Origin of the sequence: Methylobacterium sp. 391_Methyba4 (assembly GCF_029691625.1) — a bacterium.
GTDB lineage: Bacteria > Pseudomonadota > Alphaproteobacteria > Rhizobiales > Beijerinckiaceae > Methylobacterium > Methylobacterium fujisawaense.
This window is the reverse complement of sequence record NZ_CP121475.1, coordinates 5,788,122-5,809,966: the sequence shown is the minus strand read 5'-3', so window position 1 is coordinate 5,809,966 and position 21,845 is coordinate 5,788,122. Positions and strand designations below refer to the sequence as shown.

General features: G+C 71.7%; 21 protein-coding genes. 6 read left to right on the top strand and 15 right to left on the bottom strand.

Annotated elements, in window-relative coordinates; all coding sequences use genetic code 11:
* Positions 1-74 precede the first annotated feature (74 nt).
* A complete protein-coding gene (locus P9K36_RS27315; RefSeq protein WP_043357887.1) occupies positions 75-1,031 on the top strand; it encodes a helix-turn-helix domain-containing protein in 957 nt (318 codons plus the stop codon).
* Positions 1,032-1,038: 7 nt separating this feature from the next.
* Here the strand turns inward: P9K36_RS27315 and P9K36_RS27310 are convergent, their stop codons facing one another.
* The 3 genes from P9K36_RS27310 to ppk2 form a co-directional block, all read right to left on the bottom strand.
* Positions 1,039-1,266 (bottom strand): hypothetical protein, encoded by a 228-nt coding sequence (locus P9K36_RS27310; protein ID WP_043389075.1) that lies wholly within the window; start codon positions 1,264-1,266, stop codon positions 1,039-1,041.
* A 534-nt stretch (positions 1,267-1,800) separates the two neighbouring features.
* The gene (locus P9K36_RS27305) at positions 1,801-2,049 is read right to left on the bottom strand and encodes a hypothetical protein (protein WP_124262955.1); all 249 of its coding nucleotides are present in this window, start codon (positions 2,047-2,049) and stop codon (positions 1,801-1,803) included.
* An 80-nt stretch (positions 2,050-2,129) separates the two neighbouring features.
* Positions 2,130-3,047: a polyphosphate kinase 2 gene (ppk2, locus tag P9K36_RS27300; protein ID WP_043357892.1), complete on the bottom strand. Its 918-nt coding sequence runs from the start codon at positions 3,045-3,047 to the stop codon at positions 2,130-2,132.
* Between the two features lie 154 nt (positions 3,048-3,201).
* Here ppk2 and P9K36_RS27295 point away from each other — a divergent pair, with 154 nt between their 5' ends.
* Both P9K36_RS27295 and P9K36_RS27290 read left to right on the top strand, forming a co-directional pair.
* On the top strand, positions 3,202-3,477 hold the full coding sequence (locus P9K36_RS27295) for a hypothetical protein (RefSeq protein WP_043389079.1): 276 nt from the start codon (positions 3,202-3,204) through the stop codon (positions 3,475-3,477).
* A 59-nt stretch (positions 3,478-3,536) separates the two neighbouring features.
* On the top strand, positions 3,537-4,397 hold the full coding sequence (locus P9K36_RS27290) for a hypothetical protein (protein WP_043357896.1): 861 nt from the start codon (positions 3,537-3,539) through the stop codon (positions 4,395-4,397).
* A 116-nt stretch (positions 4,398-4,513) separates the two neighbouring features.
* On the opposite strand, the gene P9K36_RS27285 is transcribed toward P9K36_RS27290, so the two are convergent.
* From P9K36_RS27285 to P9K36_RS27265, 5 genes are all read right to left on the bottom strand, one after another.
* A complete protein-coding gene (locus P9K36_RS27285; protein WP_043389080.1) occupies positions 4,514-5,038 on the bottom strand; it encodes a cupin domain-containing protein in 525 nt (174 codons plus the stop codon).
* Between the two features lie 95 nt (positions 5,039-5,133).
* Entirely contained in the window at positions 5,134-6,492 is a 1,359-nt protein-coding gene (locus tag P9K36_RS27280) for an MFS transporter (protein ID WP_100794051.1), read from the bottom strand.
* Positions 6,493-6,536: 44 nt separating this feature from the next.
* A complete protein-coding gene (locus P9K36_RS27275) occupies positions 6,537-7,451 on the bottom strand; it encodes an amidohydrolase family protein (protein ID WP_043389084.1) in 915 nt (304 codons plus the stop codon).
* A 16-nt stretch (positions 7,452-7,467) separates the two neighbouring features.
* Positions 7,468-8,691, bottom strand: a complete 1,224-nt coding sequence (locus P9K36_RS27270; protein WP_043760019.1) for an MFS transporter — start codon at positions 8,689-8,691, stop codon at positions 7,468-7,470.
* 86 nt (positions 8,692-8,777) lie between these two features.
* Positions 8,778-9,518: a GntR family transcriptional regulator gene (locus tag P9K36_RS27265; protein ID WP_043357911.1), complete on the bottom strand. Its 741-nt coding sequence runs from the start codon at positions 9,516-9,518 to the stop codon at positions 8,778-8,780.
* Between the two features lie 140 nt (positions 9,519-9,658).
* On the opposite strand from P9K36_RS27265, the gene P9K36_RS27260 reads away from it, so the two are divergent.
* Positions 9,659-9,904, top strand: coding sequence for a hypothetical protein (locus P9K36_RS27260; RefSeq protein ID WP_043389089.1), 246 nt, complete (start codon positions 9,659-9,661; stop codon positions 9,902-9,904).
* A 364-nt stretch (positions 9,905-10,268) separates the two neighbouring features.
* On the top strand, positions 10,269-12,587 hold the full coding sequence (gene katG, locus P9K36_RS27255; protein ID WP_043760017.1) for a catalase/peroxidase HPI: 2,319 nt from the start codon (positions 10,269-10,271) through the stop codon (positions 12,585-12,587).
* 106 nt (positions 12,588-12,693) lie between these two features.
* Here the strand turns inward: katG and P9K36_RS27250 are convergent, their stop codons facing one another.
* The 7 genes from P9K36_RS27250 to P9K36_RS27220 all read right to left on the bottom strand — a co-directional run bounded on the left by P9K36_RS27250 (position 12,694) and on the right by P9K36_RS27220 (position 20,556).
* Complete coding sequence (locus tag P9K36_RS27250) at positions 12,694-13,848, bottom strand: M20 aminoacylase family protein (protein ID WP_043760015.1); 1,155 nt, start codon at positions 13,846-13,848, stop codon at positions 12,694-12,696.
* Between the two features lie 78 nt (positions 13,849-13,926).
* A complete protein-coding gene (locus P9K36_RS27245; RefSeq protein ID WP_236961843.1) occupies positions 13,927-15,291 on the bottom strand; it encodes a DUF3100 domain-containing protein in 1,365 nt (454 codons plus the stop codon).
* Positions 15,292-15,394: 103 nt separating this feature from the next.
* Positions 15,395-16,933 carry an aldehyde dehydrogenase family protein gene (locus tag P9K36_RS27240; protein ID WP_043389098.1) on the bottom strand — a complete coding sequence of 513 codons (1,539 nt, stop codon included), beginning with the start codon at positions 16,931-16,933 and terminating at the stop codon, positions 15,395-15,397.
* Positions 16,933-17,817 (bottom strand): NAD(P)-dependent oxidoreductase, encoded by an 885-nt coding sequence (locus P9K36_RS27235; RefSeq protein WP_043760013.1) that lies wholly within the window; start codon positions 17,815-17,817, stop codon positions 16,933-16,935. The genes P9K36_RS27240 and P9K36_RS27235 overlap by 1 nt, the downstream gene beginning before the upstream one ends.
* Positions 17,818-17,919: 102 nt before the next feature.
* Positions 17,920-18,831, bottom strand: coding sequence for a LysR substrate-binding domain-containing protein (locus P9K36_RS27230; RefSeq protein ID WP_043354113.1), 912 nt, complete (start codon positions 18,829-18,831; stop codon positions 17,920-17,922).
* A complete protein-coding gene (locus tag P9K36_RS27225; RefSeq protein ID WP_043760011.1) occupies positions 18,828-20,069 on the bottom strand; it encodes an amidohydrolase in 1,242 nt (413 codons plus the stop codon). The genes P9K36_RS27230 and P9K36_RS27225 overlap by 4 nt, the downstream gene beginning before the upstream one ends.
* A gap of 37 nt (positions 20,070-20,106) precedes the next feature.
* Positions 20,107-20,556 carry an Lrp/AsnC family transcriptional regulator gene (locus tag P9K36_RS27220; RefSeq protein WP_043354111.1) on the bottom strand — a complete coding sequence of 150 codons (450 nt, stop codon included), beginning with the start codon at positions 20,554-20,556 and terminating at the stop codon, positions 20,107-20,109.
* Between the two features lie 148 nt (positions 20,557-20,704).
* On the opposite strand from P9K36_RS27220, the gene alr reads away from it, so the two are divergent.
* Positions 20,705-21,838, top strand: a complete 1,134-nt coding sequence (gene alr, locus P9K36_RS27215; RefSeq protein ID WP_278306251.1) for an alanine racemase — start codon at positions 20,705-20,707, stop codon at positions 21,836-21,838.
* Positions 21,839-21,845 lie beyond the last annotated feature (7 nt).

Below are 21,845 nucleotides of genomic sequence, written 5' to 3'. Positions count from 1 at the left end.
CCATTGCGCTTGCCTGGAAGCGTGCTACCGTTTTCCTGAGCGCGCACGCGGGCGCCCGAATACAAGAAGTTGCAATGAGGACTTTGTTCTCGACGGCGGATTACGCGCCAGAAGACAGTTTCCGCTTCTGGCGTGAGACGATCTTCGATCGCATTGTGCCTGTCGAACTTACGCCCACCGCCGCTCACGGATTCGCCGGCTCCCTGGAGGCCGCCGAGGTCGGACCTCTGCTCATCACCCGGGTGACGCAGAGTGCCGTCACGACCGTCGCGACCCCGGACACGATCCGGCGGCACGGCAAATACGAGACGCTGAACGTCGCGATCACCCTGAAGGGCCGCGTGTTCAGCGCGCAGGACGATCGCACGGCGATCCAAAATCCCGGCGACATCGTCGTGATGGATCGGCGGCCAGCCGTCATGGGTTCGGATGGCGACACGCAGACGCTGTTCATCGAGATGCCGCGCGCGTGCCTGGAACGGGCGCTCGGCTCGACGCGCCGCTTCACGGCCCTGACGATCGGGGCCGACCAGGTCGGCACGTCGATGGTCACGACCTTCTTCCAGGAACTCGCCCGCACCGCCGGTCAGATGACCCCGGACATGGCGAACCGCATGGCCTCGATCGGCGTCGATCTGGTGGTCGCCAGCATCGCGGAGCGCCTCGCCCACGAGCCCCCGAGGAACATCCAGGGGATCCTCATCTTTCAGCGCGCCTTGGCCCATATCGAGGCCAATCTGGGCGACGTGAATCTCGACCCCGCCCAGCTCGCGGCGGCGGTCGGCGTGTCGCTGCGCCACCTGCAGACGCTGTTCCGCGAGCAGGACCGCAACATCGCAGACTGGATCTGGCGGCGGCGTTTGGAGAGCGCCGCACAGCGGCTCACGGATCCCGGCTTCAGCCACCTGTCCGTGGGCGAGCTGGCCTATAGCTGCGGCTTCAGTACCCAGAGCCACTTCAGCCGACGCTTCAAGGAGAGCTACGGACTCTCACCGAGCGATTACCGGAGGGCGCCCGGGATCGCGGGCTGACGGCCGGCTATTGGCGACGGGTCTCCGCGGAGTTCGCCCGGATCCATCCCGGCGCGAGGATGTCGCCGTCCTCCGTGATGATCCACGGGCTAGCATCCTCGGCGTCGATCGCCGCGACCGCGGCGGCCAGGGCGGCCCGCAGCGTCGGGAAGCTGCGCGAGTCGGCGACCCGGGCGGGCGCGTAGCCCGGCCACAGGGTCAGTTCGGCGGGTCTGTCGAGGTCGGTCGGCATCATGGCGTGGGCGGGCCTGGAGGGGCACGCCGCCGATGCCGCGGACGTGCAGGGGAAGCGAGCGGAGCGCGGGAGGCCTCCGGGGCCGCCCGCCGAGCGGAACGCGACGCGCGTTCAGGCGGCTTTCGGCTTCGGCCGGGGAACACGCACCTCGACGGTTTGTCCGGTCAGCGGATTCAAGATCAGCATGGCAGCACGTCTCCGGTGGAACTGCCCGTAGAACGCCGGCCGATCGCATCCGGATCGGGGCGGTCGGTGCAAGTTTGCCGATTGGGTAAACCAATCGTTCACCGTGGCGGCGGGCCGTCCATCCGCCCCGTGATCGCCCCAGGATAGATCCGGGTCGCCGCGCCGATGGAAGGCCGCGCGCATACCGCTTTAGGAGGAGGTCCGGCACGGGCGAAGATCGGGCGAAGATCGGGCGCAGATCGCGCGCAAGCGGGCCGACCGGGCGCCGCCGCGACGCGACCGCGCCGGCGGTGCGACGGGGCCCGCCATCCCGAGCGCGACAGTCACGGGCCGAACGGCCCGGTTCGATCAGACCCGTTCGGGCTCCGCCAGCAGGATGGCGGCGCGGATCGCCGCCCGGCGCAGTCCGGTATCGGCCCAGGGCTGATCGATCAGCGTCCGGGCGAAGGGATGCGAGGCCACCGCCACCGCAGGGTCGATGCGGAAGCCGTCCCCGAACGCCACAGAGCCGGGCGTGGGATCGGCCAGATACGCGTCCACGACGGCCGAGACGTCGTCATCGACGATGTCGAGGGTCGTGAACAGGTCGAGGGTCATCGGGCGCTTCGCCATGGCGGCGCTATAGCGGCGTCTGCACGACAGGATCACGACTCCCGCCCCGGGCCGCGGCGCCCCGTTCAGTACGCGTCCGGCACGTACATCTCGGCGGGGACCGGACCGCGCACGTAATCCGCATGCCGCAGGCGGGCCGGCAGGTGGACCGGCGGGTGCTCCACGCTGCCGTACGGGATCTGGCCGAGCAGATGGCTGATGCAGTTCAGGCGGGCCCGGCGCTTGTCCACCGCCTCGACCACCCGCCAGGGCGCCTCGGGGATGTGGGTGCGCGCCAGCATGTCCTCCTTCGCCCGCGTGTAATCCTCCCAGCGCCGACGCGACTCGACGTCCATCGGCGACAGCTTCCACTGCTTGAGCGGATCGCGGATCCGCATCTGGAAGCGGAATTCCTGTTCCGCGTCGGTGATCGAGAACCAGTATTTGAGGAGGACGATGCCGGAGCGCACCAGCATCCGCTCGAACTCGGGCACCGAGCGGAAGAACTCCTCGACCTCCGCCTCGGTGCAGAAGCCCATCACCCGCTCGACCCCGGCGCGGTTGTACCAGGACCGGTCGAACAGCACGATCTCCCCGCCGGCCGGCAGGTGAGAGACGTAGCGCTGGAAGTACCATTGCGTCCGCTCGCGCTCGCTCGGGGCCGGCAGGGCGGCCACGCGGCAGACGCGGGGGTTGAGGCGCTGGGTGATCCGCTTGATCACGCCGCCCTTCCCGGCCGAATCGCGGCCCTCGAAGAGGACGACGACACGCAGCTTCCGATCCTGCACCCAGTCCTGGAGGCGGACCAGTTCGTGCTGCAGGCGCAGCAGTTCGCGGAAATAGACCTTGCGGTCCAGGCGCTCGGGCTGTGCGCCGTCGGCGGCGAGCCGATCGAGGCGCTCCTCCTCGAGCCCGAGTTCCACCTCCTCATCGTAGCTGTCGGCAAGGTCGCGCCGGATCGCCTCCAGGGCGGCATCCAGGGCAGCACTGTCGTCGAGCCTCATCGCGGGTCCCCCTGCGTGTCGGACGGCCGAGCTAGAGCAGCCTTCCGTGACAGGCCTGAGAAGCGATCGGTCCGCGGGCGGACGATCCGGTATCGCCCCCGTGATCGTTCCGTCATACGCTTCGGCCACGGAGCACCGCGACCGGAGACGCGTCATGGCTGGAGAAGCGACGAAGCCCCCGCCTGGGCGGGCGCCGGGCGATCTGGATCCGGCGCGGGCCGAAGGCGAGAAGGTCGGCGCCCGGATCGACGCGGCGTTCGAGAAGCTCGCCAGGAAGATGCGCGCCCGCGCCGACAAGGCCCATGGCAAGCTCGATGCGGCGACGCCGGCCGAGAAGCGCGCGGTCCTGCTCCGCCGCTACGAACTCTACGCGGATGCGGCGGCCTATCTCGAAGAACGGCTGGTGCAACGCGGGGAGCGGTCCACGTGATCTGCACCGACCCGGCCCGGCGCGTCGCCGCCGGCCGCAGCTGACGGCGAGGCCCGACCATGTTCGACGCGACCAAGATGCTCGCCGATGCCCTCGGCGAGCACCTCGCCGTCACCTACCAGCGGACCTTCGGCAGCCGGGAGCCGCGCTATGCCGAGATCATCGAGGCCTCGGCGCGCCTGACGATCGAGCGGATCGTCGGGAGCGATGCCCTCTACCATGACGGCGATCATACGGCCCTCGTCACCCTGGTCGCCCAGGACATCCTGCGCGGCCGCTTCCTGCACGAGGGTGTCACGCCGGAGGACTGGCTGCACATGATCCTGGCCGCTCTCTACCACGACATCGGTTACGTGCGCGGCGTCTGCGCGGGCGACCGGGCCCAGGCCTTCGTCATCGACGCGCGGGGCGGGACCGTGTGCCTGCCCCGCGGGGCCTCCGATGCGGCGCTGGCGCCGTATCACGTCGAGCGCTCGAAACTCGCTGTCCAGGAGCGCTTCGGCACGCACGATCTCGTCGATGCGGGCCGGGTCATCCGGGCGATCGAGCTGACCCGCTTCCCGGTGCCGGAAGACGACGCGCATCGCGAGACCGGGACCGAGGCGGGCCTGTTGCGGGCGGCCGACCTGATCGGGCAGCTCGGCGACCCGCTTTATCCGCGCAAGTTGAATGCGCTGTTTCACGAATTCGCCGAGATCGGCGTCAACGCGGAACTCGGCTACGACAGCCCGGCCGACCTTGCCGAGCGCTATCCGTCCTTCTTCTGGGGCAAGATCGAGCCCGTGATCGGGGATGCGATCCGCTTCCTCGACCTCACGGTCGAGGGCCGGGGCTGGGTCGCCAACCTCTACGCCCATGTCTTCGCCATCGAACACGACCGCCGCCGCATGGGCCCGCATCCCGGATCGGGGCCCGTCTGAGGCCGGCGGGGCATCCGGGGGGGAAGACGCGGTGGGCCGGCCGGGCGAGGCCGCTTCCGCACTCGACGCGGCCGCCGGGGCGCGGCGTCCGGCCTATCGCCGCGGGCGCCGGTCGCTCACGGATGCCTGTGGATCGGATCGACCCAGTAGACGGTCTCGGGCGTCTCGGCGGCCTCGACATCGGGCAGGTTGACCACCACCGCCTCGTTGTCGGAGCGCACCAGCACGCAATGCAGGGGCTCGTCGGTCGAGGCGTTGATCTCCTGGTGCGGCACGAAGGGCGGCACGAAGATGAAGTCGCCGGGGCCGGCCTCGGCCACGTATTCGAGCTTGTCGCCCCAGCGCATCCGGGCCCGGCCGGAGACCACGTAGATCACGCTCTCCAGCTCGCCGTGATGGTGCACGCCGGTCTTGGCGTCGGGCTGGATCGCCACCGTGCCGGCCCAGATCTTCTGGGCGCCGACCCGGGCGGCGTTGACGGCCGCCTGCCGGAACATGCCGGGCGTCTGCGCGGTGTTGGCATCAAGCCGGTCGCCCGGGATGACCCGCACGCCGTCGTGCTTCCACCGCTCCGGGGCGCCCGGCTCGTGGGCCTCGTCGTGCGCATGCGGGTGCGTGTGATCGTCGCCGCTGTCGTGCATGTCGAATCCTCCCGCGCCATCATGGCATGGCGGCGCGGGATCGCCGAGGAGGCCGGTCGCGGGATCGACGCGCGGCCGGCCGGTTCCCCACCGCTTCAGCCCCCCGCAATCGACGGGGCCGGGCCGACGGCCGGCGGCCGCGACGGGTGCCGGCCGATCCAGAAGACCAGGGCACAGCCGATGCCCGTGAGGGCGCAGAGCGGCAGCAGGGCGACGGGGAAGCTGCCGGTCTGCTCGCGCAGCACCCCGATCAGCGAGGTGATCGCTCCGGTCCCCAGATGCGCCAGCGTGTTGATCGCCGCGATGCCGGCCGCCGTCTGGGCCGGCGGCAGCGTCTCGGTCGCCAGGGCGAAGAACGGGCCCTTGATCGCGTAATTGCCGAGCAGGACCAGCGAGAGCAGGACCAGGGTGATCCAGAGGGAGCCCGTCAGCAGGGTCAGGGCGAAGCTCAGCGAGGTCAGTGCCAGCGGCAGGGCCGTGCTCCAGATGCGCTCGCCGCTGCGGTCCGCCCGCAGGCCCCAGACGATCATGAACACCGAGGCGATGCCGAAGGGGATCATGCTCAGCAGGCCGGTCTCCAGGTTGCTGAGGCCGAACCCCTTGAGGATCTGCGGCATCCACAGCGACAGCGTGTTGCTGGTGGCCGAACTGCCCGCGTAGATCACGGCGAGGAGCCAGACCTGACGGCTGGCGAGCACCGCCCACACCGCCGCGAGGCCGTGGGCGTGGTGCGATGAACCCGCCTCCGCGGCGCGGCGCTCGGTCTCCAGCCGGTCCGCCAGCCATCGGCGCTCCGCCGGGCTCAGGAAGGCCGCCTCGGCCGGCCGGCTCGGCAGCAGCGCCAGGGCGGCGATGCCGAGGAGGACGGCCGGGATCGCCTCCATGATCAGCAGCCACTGCCAGCCGCGCAGGGACGCGGCCCCGTCGAGGGTGAGCAGCGCCGCCGAGAGCGGCGAGCCGAAGAAGCTGGAGAGCGGGATCGCGACCATGAACATCGCCACGATCCGCGCCCGGTAGGCCTTGGGGAACCAGTAGGTCAGGTACAGGATCACGCCGGGGAAGAAGCCGGCCTCGGCCGCGCCGAGCAGGAAGCGGGCGGTGGCGAAGCTCGCCGGACCGGTGACGAAGGCCGAACCGATGCCGACGAGCCCCCAGGTGATCATGATCCGCGCGATCCAGATCCGGGCGCCGACCCGCTCCATGGCGAGGTTGCTCGGCACCTCGAACAGCACGTAGGCCACGAAGAACAGGCCGCCGCCCAGGCCGAAGGCCGCGGCGGAAAGGCCGAGGTCGCGGTTCATGGTCAGCGCCGCGAATCCGACATTCACCCGGTCGACGTAGGCGATGAAGTAGCAGAGCACGAGGAAGGGGATCAGGCGCAGGCCGACCTTCCGCATCGTTCGGCTCTCGAAGGCGGCCGCGTCCGCCCCGTGAGGCATGGTCGGTGTTGCCATGGTCCTGTCCTCGTTGAAATCCGGGCTGGCGCGCGCCGGGCGGCTCAGTGGTCGAAGCGGAAAAGGGCGGCGGGCGTCTCGCCCAGGATGATCCGGCGCTCGGCCGGGTCGGGTACCCAGGCGTCGAGGTCGCGCCGCGCCTCGGCGGGGCTGGCCTGGGTCTCGAACTGCGTGTGCGGCCAGTCGCTGCCCCAGAGCAGGCGCCGCGCACCGAAGGCACCACGCAGGCGCTCGGCCGCCTGCAGCGCCGTCTGCCGGCCGGCCGCGCCGCTGCCGATGCGGTAGGCGCCCGAGAGCTTGACCCAGACGCGGCCGCCGCGGCCGAAGCCGAGGAGGTCGGCGAAGCCCGGATCGGCGATGCCGAGGGCGGGGTCGATCCGGCCGAAATGATCGACCACCACCGGGACGCCCGCTTCGATCAGCGGCGGCAGCAGATGCGCGAGGCGCCGCGCCTCGGCCTGGACCTCGATCTGCCAGCCGAGATCCGCCACGCGGGCGAGGTGGGCCCGCCAGACCGGACTGCCGAACTCCGGGTCCGGCCGGCCGATCAGGTTGAGGCGCAGACCGACGACGCCTTGGTCGGCGAGATCGCGCAGGGTGACCGTCTCCGCCGCGGGGTCCAGCACCGCGATGCCGCGCAGCCGCTCCGGGGCGGATCGCAGGGCCGAGACCATGTAGCTGTTGTCGGTGCCGAGGAAGCTCGGCTGGATCAGCACGCCGCGCGCCATGCCGTTCCGGTCCAGCATGGCGCGATAATCGGCGACGCTCGCGTCGTAGGCCGGGGCGTAGCGCCGGTCCCCGACCAGGGTGAGGGTCCGGGTGAAGACGTGGGCGTGGGTATCCACCGCCGCCACGCCGTCGCGCGCGTCGAGGCCCGTCTCGGCCGCCCGGCCGCGGACGGGGAATGCGAGCGCGACGCCGCCCGCGAACAGGGTACGGCAGAACAGGCGCCGGTTCATCGGATCATCTCACGGTCTAGGGGAGCAGCGCGCCGCCGGACTGCCGATCCGGCAGGAGCGCGACGGCGAGGAGGACGAGCCCGTAGGCGCCGATGGCCGACAGGCCGATCGCCGTCCCAAGGCCGCAGATCTCGCTGAGCAGGCCGACGCCGAGGGGCAGCACCCCGGAGGCGAGACGGCCGGCATTGTAGCAGAAGCCCATCCCGGTCCCGCGCAGGCCGTCCGGGAAGAGCTCGCTGAACAGAGCGGCGAGACTCGCGGGGATCCCGGCCGTGCAGAAACCGAGCGGGGCGCCGAGAAGGAGCAGCCCCGTGCCGCCGACCGGCACCAGCAGGTAGAGGACGACCAGGGCCATGCAGCCGGCGGCGAACAACGCCACCGTCCGCCGGCGGCCGAGCCGGTCCACGAGGCCGCCCGCCACGAGGCAGCCCAGGCCGAAGGCCGCGATGATGATCGCGAGGTAGAGCCCGGTGCCCGCCACGGAGGCGCCGCGCTCGACGCTCAGATACGTGGGCAGCCACGTGAACAGGGCGTGGAAGCCCCCGTGCGCCCCCAGCCCGAGCAGCGTCCCGATCACCGTGATCCGGCGCAGGCCGGGCGAGAAGATCAGGAGCGGCCCGATGGCCGGCCGGGTCGGTCCGGCGGCCGGTCGGACCGGCTCCGGGACCGAGCGGCGGAGGTAGAGGACGAGGAGCGCGGGCGCGAGGCCGCAGGCGAACAGAGCCCGCCAGGCGGTCTCCTGATCCAATACGGAGAAGGCCGCGGTAGAGAGGAGCACGGCCGCGCCCCAGCCGAGCGCCCAGCCGCCCTGGACGGCGCCCAGCGCCTTGCCGCGATGCTCGGGCCGAATGGCATCCGCCATCAGGACCGCGCCGGCCGCCCATTCGGCGCCGAAGCCGATCCCCTGCAGCGCCTTCACGATCAAGAGCTGGCCGAAGCTCTGCGCGAAGGCCGCCAGGAAGGTCGCGACCGCGAACCACAGCACCGTGATCTGGAGGGCCCGGACGCGGCCGATCCGATCCGCCATGAGGCCGCCGAGCCAGCCGCCGATCGCCGCCGCGACCAGCGTGACCGCGCCGATCAGGCCGGCCTCCGGGCGGCTGAGCCCGAAGCTCGCGACCAGGGCGGGGATGGCGAGGCTGAACATCTGCACGTCCAGGGCGTCGAGCGACCACCCGCCCAGACAGGCCCAGAAGGTGCGACGCTCGGCCGGACCGACCTCACGGTACCAGCGGAACACGGGCTTTCCTCCGCCCTCTAAAGAGGACTAGTCATTTATATGACTTAATGAGCATGGGCCCGATGGCCCGTCAAGCCGGCGGCCTTTCACCGGATGTCGATGTGGTACCGGAAGTCCTTGGCGGCGCCGCGCGTCACGCGCCACTCGATCGGGCGGGCATCGAAGCCGAAGGCGAGGCGCGCGATCACGACGACGGGCTCGCCCTCCGCGATCCCGAGGCGCTCGGCGTCGGTCGCATCGGCGATGCCGACCGTCAGGGTCTCCTCCGCCCGGGCGACGATCTCGCCGCACAGGCGCTCGTAGGCGGGGTAGAGCAGATCGCCGATCTCCGTCAGCGGCGCCTCGAGGAGCGGTGCGAAGCGTGCGGCCGGCAGCCAGATCTCCTCGGACAGGATCGGTCGGCCCTGCAGAAGCCGCGTCCGGATCAGGCGGATCGCCTCGCCGCCTGCGTCGGGGCCGAGGGCTTCGCGCACGGCCGCGGGCGCCGGCCGGGCCTCGCGCAGCAGGATCCGCCCTTCCGGCACGGCCTGGCTCCCATCCGGCCCCAGATGCCGGAAGAACCGGAACAAGGATCGGTCGAAGCGCGGCCGGCGGACGAAGGTGCCGCGGCCCTGCTGGCGCTCCACCAAGCCGTCGGCGACCAGGACATCGATCGCCTTGCGCACGGTGCCGATGGCGACACGATGGGTCGCCGCGAGTTCCGCCTCCGTGGGAATCGGTTCGCCCGACCGCCAGACGTTGCGCGCGATCTGGAAGGCGATCGCGTCGCGCAGTCGCTGATAGAGCGGCAGACGGAGATCGGGCTGCGGCGCAGGCGTGAAGGTCATGTGTATGACTGTATGATCCTCGCGCATCGCCGCCAATGGGGCCGAGGGAGGCGGCGGTGCACAGCGTCGCAGGGCGGGACCCAGGCGCAGGGTCGCGGGTTTGAGCCCGGATGTCTGAAGACGGGCTCAGCGAGGAGCGGATGATCGAACGTCGCACGGCTCAGGAGAGCCGCCAGGGCCGGCGGGGCAGGCCGGTTCTCGTCGTGCTCGCCGTGAGTGTGGCGCTGATGATCGCCGCATGGGCCGGTCTGCTGATCTGGCAGGGCGCGGCATCGCCCCCCGATTACGCCAGCCAGAGCCAGGCCGCGGCCCGAAAGGTCGTGACCGGTTCCGAGACGGGCTCCGCCGGAGCCGCCCCGGCAGCCAGCGCGCGTCCGGCGCCCTGACGAGGAGCGGATTCACGCCAGAGGGTGCGCCAAGTGGTGCGCTGAGACGCCGAGACACAGATTCGCGAGGATCAGCGACCCCCGGGCGGGTATCCGTGTCGACGTGGAATCCCCGCGCGCCGTCGGTGCCTGCGGCGGCGGGTCGGATCACGGCAATGTCATCGGCACTATTGCGAGGCCGCCTGCCCCGGTCCTTGGAAGGACTTCGCTGCTCCGAACTTGATCCCGGGAGCGACTGCCTCATTTCGTCACCAGCCTCGAGCGCGACGGGGATTCCCCGGAGGTTCGAACTGCCTGCACCGCCCCGCCGCCTTCGATGCCCGAGCCTCGGGCGGCCGGCGGCTCAATGCCTAGGGGACCACTGATGAGCGAGACGATCGACAAGACGGACACCACGACGTTCCCGATGGCGGGCAAGTGTCCGTTCGGCGGCGACCGGATCGGCGGCGCCCACGGCAACCGTCCGACGCTGGAGAACTGGTATCCCCATCGCCTGCGGGTGGAAGTGCTCCACCAGAACGGGCTGGCGGCCGATCCCCTCGGGCCGGATTTCGACTACGCGGCTGAGTTCGCCAAGATCGACTTCGAGGCGCTCAAGCGCGACATCAAGCAGTTCCTGACCTCGTCGGTGGACTGGTGGCCCTCCGACTACGGCAATTACGGCCCGCAGATGATCCGCATGGCCTGGCACTCGGCCGGCACCTACCGGATCGCCGACGGGCGCGGCGGCGCCGGCACCGGGATGCAGCGCTTCGCGCCGATCTCCAGCTGGTGGGACAACGGCAACACCGACAAGTCGCGCCGCCTCCTGCAGCCGATCAAGCACAAGTACGGCAACGCCCTGTCCTGGGCCGACCTGATGGTCCTGACAGGCAATTGCGCCCTGGAGATCATGGGTCTGCCGACCTACGGGTTCGGCGGCGGGCGGCTCGACGCCTGGGAGGCGGACAACGCCACCTACTGGGGCCCCGAGGTGGTCGAGATGGGCTCGGTCTCGAGCTTCGACGACATGGTGAACCGCGACAAGCGCTGGCGCGGCAAGAACGGCGACGCCGACTACGACCTGGAGAACCCGCTCGCCGCCTCCCACCAGGCGCTCATCTACGTGAACCCCGAGGGACCCTACGCCAACGGCGATCCGCAGGGGTCGGCCAACGACATCCGGGTGACCTTCACCCGCATGGCGATGAACGACGAGGAGACCGTGGCGCTGATCGCGGGCGGCCACGCCTTCGGCAAGAGCCACGGCATGACCCCCGCCAAGGAGATCGGTCCGCCCCCCGAGATGGCGCCGATGGAGGCGATGGGCCTCGGCTGGCACAATCCGAAGGGGTCCGGCTCCGGCAAGGACACGATGACCAACGGCATCGAGGGCAGCTGGACGCCCGATCCGACCAAGTGGGACAACGCCTATCTGGAGAACCTCTTCAAGTTCGAGTGGGAACAGACCAAGAGCCCGGCCGGGGCGCTCCAGTGGACGCCGAAGGACCCCAACGCGCCGAAGACGCCGGACGCCCATGTCGCGGGTCAGATGCACCCGCTGATGATGATGACCTCGGACATCGCCCTCAAGGTCGATCCCGAGTACCGCAAGGTCTGCGAGAAGTTCCTCAACGACTTCGACGCCTTCACCCAGGCCTTCTCCAAGGCGTGGTACAAGCTCACGCACCGCGACATGGGTCCGAAGCACCGCTATCTCGGCCCGGAGGTGGTGATCGAGGACGGGCTCCTGTGGCAGGATCCGCTGCCGGAGCGCGACTACGACCTCGTCGGCGAGGCCGAGATCGCCGTGCTGAAGCAGGCGATCGCCGGGACCGGCCTGTCGGTGTCCGATCTGGCCTTCACGGCCTTCTCGGCGGCCTCGACCTATCGGGACAGCGACAAGCGCGGCGGTGCCAATGGCGGCCGACTCGCCCTCGCCCCGCAGAAGGATTGGGCCGTCAACCGCCGGGCCGCGCCGGTGATCGAGGCCCTGCGCAACGTGATGTCGACCTTCAACGGCGGGCGCAGCGACGGGAAGAAGATCTCCCTCGCGGACCTGATCGTGCTCGGCGGCTGCGTCGCCGTGGAGAAGGCGGCCCGCGATGCCGGAGTCGACACGCCGGTGCCGTTCACGCCGGGCCGGGTGGACACGACCCAGGCGCTCACGGACCTCGAGATGTTCGAGTGGCTGAAGCCGGTGGTGGACGGGTTCCGCAACTACGTCGATGACGGCTTCGGGCAGATGACCCGCAGCGTCTCGCCGGAGGAGATGTTCCTCGACAAGGCCAACCTGCTGACGTTGACGGCCCCGGAATGGACCGTCCTGACCGGCGGCCTGCGGGCGCTCAACGCCAACCACGACGGGTCGAACCGGGGCGTCCTGACCGATCGGATCGGGGTGCTGACGACCGACTTCTTCCGCAACCTGACCGACGTCGATCTGGTCTGGGAGAAGGCGGATGCGGACGGGATGACCTTCGCGCTCAAGGACCGTGCGAGCGGCCAGACGAAGTTCGAGGCGACCCGCAGCGACCTCGTCTTCGGGTCGAACGCACAGCTCCGGTCGATCGCCGACGCCTACGCGGGCAGCGACGGCCAGCGGCGCTTCGTGGCGGACTTCGTCAAGGCCTGGGACAAGGTCATGATGCTCGACCGCTTCGACGTGAAGGGTCACCGGCGCTACGCGCCGATGGCGGCCTGACACCCGCCCTCAAGATACGCCCGCGCGGCCTGCGCGGGCGTTATTCCGGAGCATGCGCCGCGGACGGACCGACGATGTCCGCGGCCGCGCCTTCCGTCCCGCAGCCTCAGGTCCCGAGGCTGTGTGTGGCCAGTGCAGCCCAGTAGGCCGCGCCGACCGGCAGGGCCTCGTCGTTGAAATCGTAGCCCGGATTGTGGAGCGGCAGGCTCGGCCGCGTCCCGTCGGTGCCGATCCAGGCATAGGCGCCCGGGCAGGCTTCGAGCATGTAGGCGAAATCCTCCGACGCCATGGAGGGGCCGACATCGCCACGGCGCGCGGTGATGTCCGGGACGGTCCCGGCGGCCGCGAGGGCGGTGCCGACGGCATCGGCGGTGTTGACCGTGGCCGGGTATCCGAACCGGTACGCCACCTCCGCGCGGGCGCCGTGCGTGCCGGCGGTCCCGCCGGCGATGGCCTCGATGAGCTCCGCGACGCGCTTGCGCACCGCCTCGTCCAGGCAGCGGACCGTGCCGCGGATGACGGCGTGGTCGGGAATGACGTTGTATGCGTCGCCGCCGTGGATCTGCGTGACGCTGAGCACGACCGGCTCCGTGGGGGCGATGCGGCGGCTGACGATGGTCTGCAGGGCGAGGACGATCTCGGAGACGACCACGAGCGTGTCGGTGCCGCGCTCCGGCATGGCCGCATGGGTGCCGAATCCGGTGACCGCGATCTCGAACGTGTCGAGGGAGGCCATGATGGCGCCGACCCGGGTCGCGAAGGTCCCGAGGGGCAGGCCCGGCCAATTGTGCAGCCCGTAGACGGAGTCGCAGGGGAACAGCCGGAACAGGCCGTCCTCGACCATCGCGCGCCCGCCGCCCTCGCACTCCTCCGCAGGCTGGAAGATGAAGTGGACCGTCCCGGTCAGGTCGGTGCGGGCCGCGAGATGCCGCGCCGCGCCGAGCAGCATCGCCACGTGGCCGTCATGGCCGCAGGCATGCATCACGCCGGGCGTCCGGGAGGCGTAGGCGACGCCTGTCGCCTCCTGGATCGGCAGGGCGTCCATGTCGGCCCGCAGGCCGATGGTCGGGCCGTCGCCCCGGCTCAGGGTCCCGACCACGCCCGTGCGCCCGAGCCCGGTCTTCACGGACAGGCCGCAGGCGGCCAGTTCCCGCGCGACGAGATCCGCCGTGCGGACCTCCTGGTAGGCCAGTTCGGGATAGGTGTGCAGGTCGCGCCGCCACGCGACCATCCGCTCCACGGTCTCTGCCTCGATCCCCATGTGGTCTCTCACCCATGCCAGAGGCCGCCGGAGCGCCTCGTTCCCCCTGCCTCACCCTACGCCGGACGGCGCGGCGGTTCACCCCAGCGGCGGATGCATGAAGAACTGCGCGATCAGGGCCGCACCGAGGAACGTCCCGGCATTGGCCATGAACGAGACCACCACGATCCGCCAGCCGAGGCGGCGGAAGGCGGGCACGTCCTTGGCGACGGAGAGGCCCGCGAAGGTCAGGATCGGCGTGGCCAGGGCCAGGAAGTTGATCTTGCCGGTCAGGGCGGCGATCTCGGCGGCGTAGGGCGTGCCGGGATAGGTCAGGGCCATGCCGATGATCGAGACCCACAGGACCGCCGGCAGGCGCCGGCCGAGGAGCAGGTAGACGATCCAGCCGGCCAGCACGGTGCCGATGATGATCGCCATCCCGCCGACGACCTTCGCGTCCGGGACGACGCCGTAGGTCAGCCAGTTGCCGATGAGCCCGTAGGCACCGATCAGGATCCAGGCCAGGACGGTCTCGGCGAGGCCGATCCGCACCTCCTGATGGACCGGTGCCTCCGCCTGCGGGTCGACCGCCGCCGGGCGGGCGGCATCCGGCCGGTTGCGGCCGAGGATCGGCTCCAGCTTGCCGTAGGCCCAGATCGTGAAGGGCAACGACAGGAACAGGGTGAAGTACGTGCCGATCGTCGTGGTGACGAGGTTGCTGGCCGCCGCGAAGGTCGCGACATCCTTGGCGACCTCGGGGGTCTGCTGAGCGGCGATCGCCCCCGAGGCGGCGGCCATCATGCTGCCGGAGCCGACGCCGGCGCCCATCGCCAGGGCCAGCGGGTTGAAGACGCCCAGGCTGGCGATCAGCCCGGCCAGCAGGGCGATGAACACCGCGCCGAACACCGTGCCGGTCAGGTACTCCGCCAGCACGCCGCGGCCCTCCGGAGAATCCATGCCGTAGCGCTCGCCGATGATGGCGAGGCTCGGCTCGCGGCCGACCGAGAAGGTCGCGCCGATCGCCTCGCGCTTGATGCCGAGGAGGAGCGCCACCGGCAGGCCGAACACCATCGTCCCGAAGAAATGGCCGAATTCCTGGAAGGCGAGCGCCCAGCCCGAGGCCAGGATCTTCGGCAGCGAGCCCCCGACCAGCAGGCCGAGCTTGGCGATGAAGATCAGCAGCGCCGGCTGGAGATAGGCCCCGGCCGCGTTCTGCAGGGCGCCCGTCAGCCGCAGGGGCGCCGGGAAGCGCGGGCTCATCAGCCCCAGGGCCCCGCCGAGGAGCAGGGCCCAGAGCAGCGGCAGCAGGACGATCTTGCCGGCCCCCACCGGGATGCTGACGTTGCCGATCGCCTCGGCGATGATGACGATGACCAGGGCGAGCAGGAACAGCGTCAGCTTCCCGCCGCCGGAAACGGGCGGCGCGTCCGGCCGCGTGTTCGTCGCAAACAGTTCGCCCGCCATCGTCATCCTCCCCGCCCCTCCGGGGCTGCCCATCGCCCTGCCTGCCGGACTTGGCCGCCGGTCGTGTCGGTTGATCCCGTCCGTCGCCCCCCGCGCCCGGCGCCTAGCCCACGTAGCCGAAGGTCACCGCCGGCTGGGCCGCGGTCTCGACCCAGACGCTCTTGGTCTGCGTGTAGGCCATCAGCGCCTCGCGGCCCGAGGAGCGGCCGAAGCCCGAGCGGCCGAAGCCGCCGAACGGCGAGGCCACGTTGATGGTCTTGTAGCCGTTGACCCACACCGTTCCGGCCCGCAAAGCCGCCGCGACCCGGTGGCCGCGACCGCCGTCGCCGGTCCAGACCGCGCCCGCGAGGCCGTAGGGCGTGCCGTTGGCCAGCGCCACCGCCTCGTCCTCGCCGTCGAACGGCAGGACCGTGAGGACCGGGCCGAACACCTCCTCCCGGGCGATCGCCGCGTCCGGCGCGACGCCGTCCACGATGGTCGGGCCGAAATAGAAGCCGCCCGTGTCCCGCAGGGACGCGGGGCAGGCCCCGCCGGCCGCGATGGTGGCGCCGGCGCTCGCCGCGGCCTCGACCATGCCGGCGATCTTGTCGCGCTGGCGCCGGTTGTTGATCGGCCCGATCTGCGTCGCCGGGTCGGTCGGCGCCCCCACCGGGATGCGCGCGGCGGCGTGGGACAGGCGCTCCACGAAGGACGCGTGGATCGAACGGTGCACGAGGAGGCGGGAGCCCGCCACGCAGCTCTGGCCGGCGCCGCCGAAGATCGCGGCCTGCGCGCCGATCAGCGCCCGGTCGAGGTCGGCGTCGGCGAACACGATGTTGGCCGACTTGCCGCCGAGCTCCAGCACGCTCGGCACGATGGCGCGGGCCGCCGCGGCGGCGATCTGCGCGCCGGCCTCGGCCGAGCCGACGAACACGACGAGGCGGGTGTCGGGATGGGCCACCGCGGCGGCCCCCGTGGTCGGACCGGCGCCGGCCAGCACCGAGACGAGGCCGCGGGGCATCCCCTCGGCGCGGTCGCAGAGCAGGCCCAGCGCCAGCGAGGTCAGCGGTGTCAGCTCGGAGGGCTTCAGCACCACGGCGTTGCCGGCGCAGAGGGCCGGGGCGATCTGCCAGCCGGCGGTGAAGATCGGCGCGTTCCAGGGGGTGATCTGCACCACGGTGCCGAAGGGCTCGTGGCGGGTGTAGTTCAGGTGCGAACTCGGCACCGGGATGACGTCGCCGTGAAGCTTGTCGCACCAGCCGGCATAATACTCGAACATCTCGGCGACCTTGGCGACCTCGCCGCGCGTGTCGCGGATCGGCTTGCCGGCCGAGAGGGTCTCCAGCTCAGCGAGCGCCCCGGCGTGCTGCCGGACCAGGGCGGCGACCGCCCACAGGGCCCGGCCCCGGGCGGCGGCGCTCATCCCCCACCACGCGCGCTGGGCGTCGCGGGCCGCCGCCATCGCGGCCTCGACCACCGACGGCCCGGCATCGGCGAAGGTCGCGAGCACGCCGCCGTCCGCGGGGTTGACGAGGTCGAGGGCGGCGCCGGTCCCGGCGAGGACCTCGCCGGCCACGACGCTGCCGATGCGGCCGCCCGGCAGGAAGTCGGTCAGGAGGGCGGCGACCCGGTCGGCGGCGGGCGAGTGCGACGTGCCGGACATCAGTGGGCTCCCTTGGGATCGCGGTAATCGGCCATGCGGGTGAAGTCGGCCGTGTCGGGGATCGCGGCCTGCGTGGCCTGCCAGATCCGCTTCACCTCGGCGGAGAGCGGCAGGTCGATCCCGCATTCGGCGGCGAGCTCCAGGGCGAGGCGCACGTCCTTGCGCATCAGGCCGGCCGAGAAGCCGCTGTCGAAGGTGCCGGACTGGACCCAGCGCGGGACCATGACCTCGCTGATCGCGCTGCGGCCGGTGGCGGTGTTGACGACCTTGACCGCCTCGTCGGCCGAGAGGCCCGCGGCCTCCGAGAGGCGCAGGGCCTCGCCGGTGGTCACGAGATGGGCCGCCACCAGCAGGTTGTTGACGAGCTTGACGATGTTGCCGGCGCCCGACGGCCCGACATGGGGGGCGCGGGCCGACATGGCCTCCAGGACCGGCCGGGCCAGGGCGTAATCCGCCTCCGCCCCGCCGACCATCATGGTCAGGGTCCCCTCGGCGGCGCCGGACGGGCCGCCGCTCACCGGCGCGTCGAGGAGCGCGTGGCCGGCCGCGGCGAGGCGCTCGGCCAGGCGCCGAGTGGTGCCGGGATCCGAGGTCGAGGTGTCGACCACGACCACCTTGCGGTCGGTCCGGGACAGGAGGCCGCCCTCCGCGGTGACCACCGCCTCCACGTCCCGCGCCAGCGGCAGCGAGAAGACCAGGGCGTCGGCCGCTTGCAGGACCTCGTTGAGGGTGTTGAGTGTCGTCACGCCGGCGGCCTCCGCGGCCGGGCGCCGGGCCGGGCTGAGGTCGTAGCCCAGGACCGTGAAGCCCTTGCGGGCCAGGGTCGCGGCCATGCCCAAACCCATATTGCCGAGCCCGACGACCCCTACCGTTGCGATGGTCATGCCGATCCGTCCTCACGATGCGGCACTATCGTTCCGGTAATAGAGCGTTGCGACAACAACCGATTTCTGCACGATGCGTGCGGAAATTCAGCACGGTCCCGGTCAGGCCGGCGGCGGCCGGAACGCCACCATGTGGTCGGCCAGCCAGCCCAGCAGCCGGGCCGCCCCCTCGGGCAGCCGTCGCCCGGCCCGGATGACCAAGTGGGCGCTCGCCTCGGACAGGATGGCGTCGCGCAACGGCACCGCGTCCAGGAGGTCGGCGCGCAATTCGGCCGCGACCACGAAGCGGGGCAGGAAGGCCACCCCCATGGCCGCCATGACGAAGCGGCGGTGCAGCTCGAAGGACGCCGTCTCCAGCCGCGGCACCAGCCGGAACCCGCCATCCGCCTCGACGCGGCCGAGGAGCTGGCGCACCCCGTGGTCGGGCGGCAGCAGGGCGGCCGGCTCGGTGGCGAAGCTGCGCAGGGGAACCGGCGCCGACCCATTGGCGAGGGGGTGACCCTTCGGCAGGACGGCGAGCAGGGGCTGCCGGGCGGAGACGACGCCGCGGACATCCGGATGCGCGGGCGGATTGTAGACGAGGCCGATATCCGCCTCACCCCGCGCGATCGCCGCGAGGATGCCGTCGGTGGTGCCGATCTCGACCTGATAGGCGATGCCCGGATGGTCCTGCGCGAAGCCCGCGAGGGCGTTGTCGAGGAGGTCGATCAGGAAGCCGGCGCCGCAGCGCAGGCTGATCGTCCCCCGCTGCACCCCGCGCAGGCGCTTGAGCTGGTCCTCGAGGAGCGCCGCCTCGTCGGCCTGCCGCTGCGCGTGCTCGGCGACCAGACGGCCGGCCTCGGTGGGGACCACGCCCCGGGGCAGGCGTTCGAGCAGCGTCTCGCCGACCTGCGCCTCCAGCTCGATGATCTGCCGACTGACGGCCGAGGCGGCGACGTTCAGGCCCTCGGCGGCGGCCCGGACCGAGCCCGCGCGCACGACGGCGAGGAGGTAGCGCAGGGCGCGGTCGTTCACGGCGGCGGGCCTCCGGCGGCCGCACCGTGCCGGTCGATCGCGACGGTCCCCCGCGCCACGACGAGCACGGGCGCCTGGCGCTCGACGATCACCTGGGGCACGCCGCCGGCGCGGAAGGCGATCAGGTCGGCCCGGGCCCCCGGCGCCACCACGCCCGGGCCCAGTTCCAGAACCCGCGCCGGGACGGTTGTGACGGGGTCGAGCAGCGCGGCGAGCTCTCCGTCGGTGCGGAGATCGAACCGATAGGCGGCGAGCTGGGCACGGTCGACCATGCCGGTGACCGTGGCTGGATTCCAGCAGTCGCGGACATTGTCGGTGCCGAAGCAGACCGGGACGCCGCGGTCCCGCAGCCGCGGGATCGGCGGGCATCGGCGCCCGCCCGGCACGCTGCTGAGGATCGCGACGCCGGCCCGGTTCAGGCCTTCCGCGATCCGGCCGAGTTGGAGATCGTCGGCTTCCGCGAGGGCGAAGGCGTGGCTGATCGTGACCCGCCCGCCGAGGCCGGCCGCCGCCGTGCGGGCCGCGATCGCCGCGATCGTGTCGAGGCCGGCTTCGCCGCCGTCGTGAAGGTGGATGTCGATACCCCTTCCGTGACGCTCGGCCAGGGCGAAGACGATGTCCAGGTGACCGTCGCGATCGCCGTCGATGCCGACGGGATCGAGGCCGCCGACGAGATCGGCGCCCATCCGCAGGGCCTCGTCCAGGTCGCCCGCGACCGGCGGGCATCCCAGGATCCCGCTCTGCGGGAAGGCGACGATCTGGATCTGCATCCGGTCGGACCAGCGCGCCCGCAGGTCGAGGATCTGGGCGAGGTGGTCGAGCCGCGTGACGTCGTCGATGTCGACATGGGTCCGCAGGCTCGTCGTGCCGCCGCGGAGCATGCGTTCGAGGAGGGCCTCCGCGCCCTGCGCGGCGAGCGGCACCCGCGTGGTCCGGCGGAAGGCCTTCTCGTCCGCGATGATCGCGCGGACGGATCCCTGCGCCCGGTGGGGGCGCCAAGCGAGGCCGAGCAGGCACTTGTCGAGATGGACGTGCCCGTCCGCCAAGCCCGGCAGCACCAGGGCGCCGCCGAGGTCGATCGTGCGAGCGGCAGGGGGCAGCGGCGCGCCGGGATCGTGCAGGACGGCCACGCGGCCGTCCCGGATGTCGATGGTCGCCCGGCGGCCTTCGGCGAGCGTGACATCGCGCAGGCGCAGGTCGCAGGGGGCTACCGTGTCAGAACCGGGACTCGACGTCATGCCGGGGCTCCTCTCGCATCCTGATCCGCGGCGGCCATCAGAGGGGCCGGCCCGCCGCCACGACGGTCCGGATGGCGAAGCTCGATTGCAGCCGGGCCACGCCGGGGAGACGCGACAGGACATCCTTGTGCAGCCGCTCGTAATCGGCCGCGTCGACCACCTTGAGCTTGACCAGGTAATCGGCCGTCCCGGTCATCAAATAGCAATCCTGCACCTCGGGACAGCGCCGGACGGCCGCCTCGAAGCGGTTGAGGTAATCCTCGGTCTGGCGGTCCAGGGTGAACTGCGTGAGCACCACGAGGCCCGGCGCGTCGGCGCCGCCGCCGATCAGCGCCGTGTAGCCCCGGATGATCCCGGATTCCTCCAGCAGGCGCACGCGGCGGTGGCAGGCGGAGGCGGACAGGCCGATTGCGGCGGCGAGGTCGGCATTGCTGATCCGGCCGTCGACGCGCAGGGCCTGGATGATGCGGCGGTCGATCTCGTCCACAGCGGGTCACGAAGGATCTTCGAAATCGTCGTAGAAACTTGCACGGGCAGCCCATCGTCGCAAGACGCTTCGACACATCGCACGCCTGTTCGACGATCCTCCGTATAGCTTGGCGGCAGCGCATCAGGGAGCCGCCCCGGGGGTCGCCATGAGCAGGATCGATCGCGATCACCGGCCCGATGCCGGTCCCGCAGGCACGGCAGCCGCGCTCCTGACGATCGACCTCGGGGCCATCGCCGACAATTACCGCGCCCTCGCGTTGCAGGCCGGGCCGGCCGTCTGCGCGGCGGTGGTCAAGGCGGACGCCTACGGGCTCGGCGCCGACCGGGTGGCGCCGGTCCTGGCCGCCGCCGGCTGTCGGCACTTCTTCGTGGCGCAGGTCGGCGAGGGCGTCGCCCTCCGGGCGATCCTCGGCCCCGGCCCCGTGATCGCCGTGCTCAACGGCGCCTCCCCGGGCAGCGAGGCGGCCTGCGCGGCCCACGACCTCGTCCCCGTCCTCAACGACCGGTCGCAGCGCGACGGCTGGCAGGGTCTCGCCCGGCGCCTGGACCGGCGCCTGCCCGCGATCCTCCAGATCGATTCCGGCATGGCCCGGTTCGGCTTCGCGCCGGACGAAGCCTGCGCGCTCCTCGACGCGCCGGACGCGCTCGCGGGCCTCGACCTGCAGCTGGTGATGAGCCACCTCGCCTGTGCGGGCGAGCCGGACAGCCCCGTCAACGCGGCGCAGCGCGCCGTCTTCGAGGTCGTCCGGCGGCGCCTGCCGGCCGTGCCCGCGAGCCTCTCGGCCTCCTCCGGGATCTTCCTCGGGCCGGACTTCCGGTTCGACCTGGTGCGCCCCGGCGCCGCCCTCTACGGGATCGCCCCGCAGGCGGACGCCCCGAATCCGATGCGGCCGGTGATCGGTCTGCGGGCGCGGGTGATGCAGACGCGCAGCGTCCCGGCTGGGACCCCCGTCGGCTACGGGCACGCGGCGAAGGTCGGCCGGGACAGCCGCCTCGCCACCGTGGCGATCGGCTACGCGGACGGGTTCTTCCGCAGCACCGCCGGTGGGGCGGCCTGGTTCGGCGGCACGCGCCTGCCCGTGGTCGGGCGGGTCTCGATGGACAGCCTCGTCCTGGACGTCACCGACCTGGCCCCCGGCACGATCGGGCCGGGGGCGCTCGTCGACATCATCGGGCCGGAGCGCGACGTCGACGCCGTCGCCGCGGCGGCCGGCACGATCGGCTACGAGGTCCTAACCAACCTCGGCCACCGCTTCCACCGCGTCTATCTCGGAGCCTAGGGCCCGC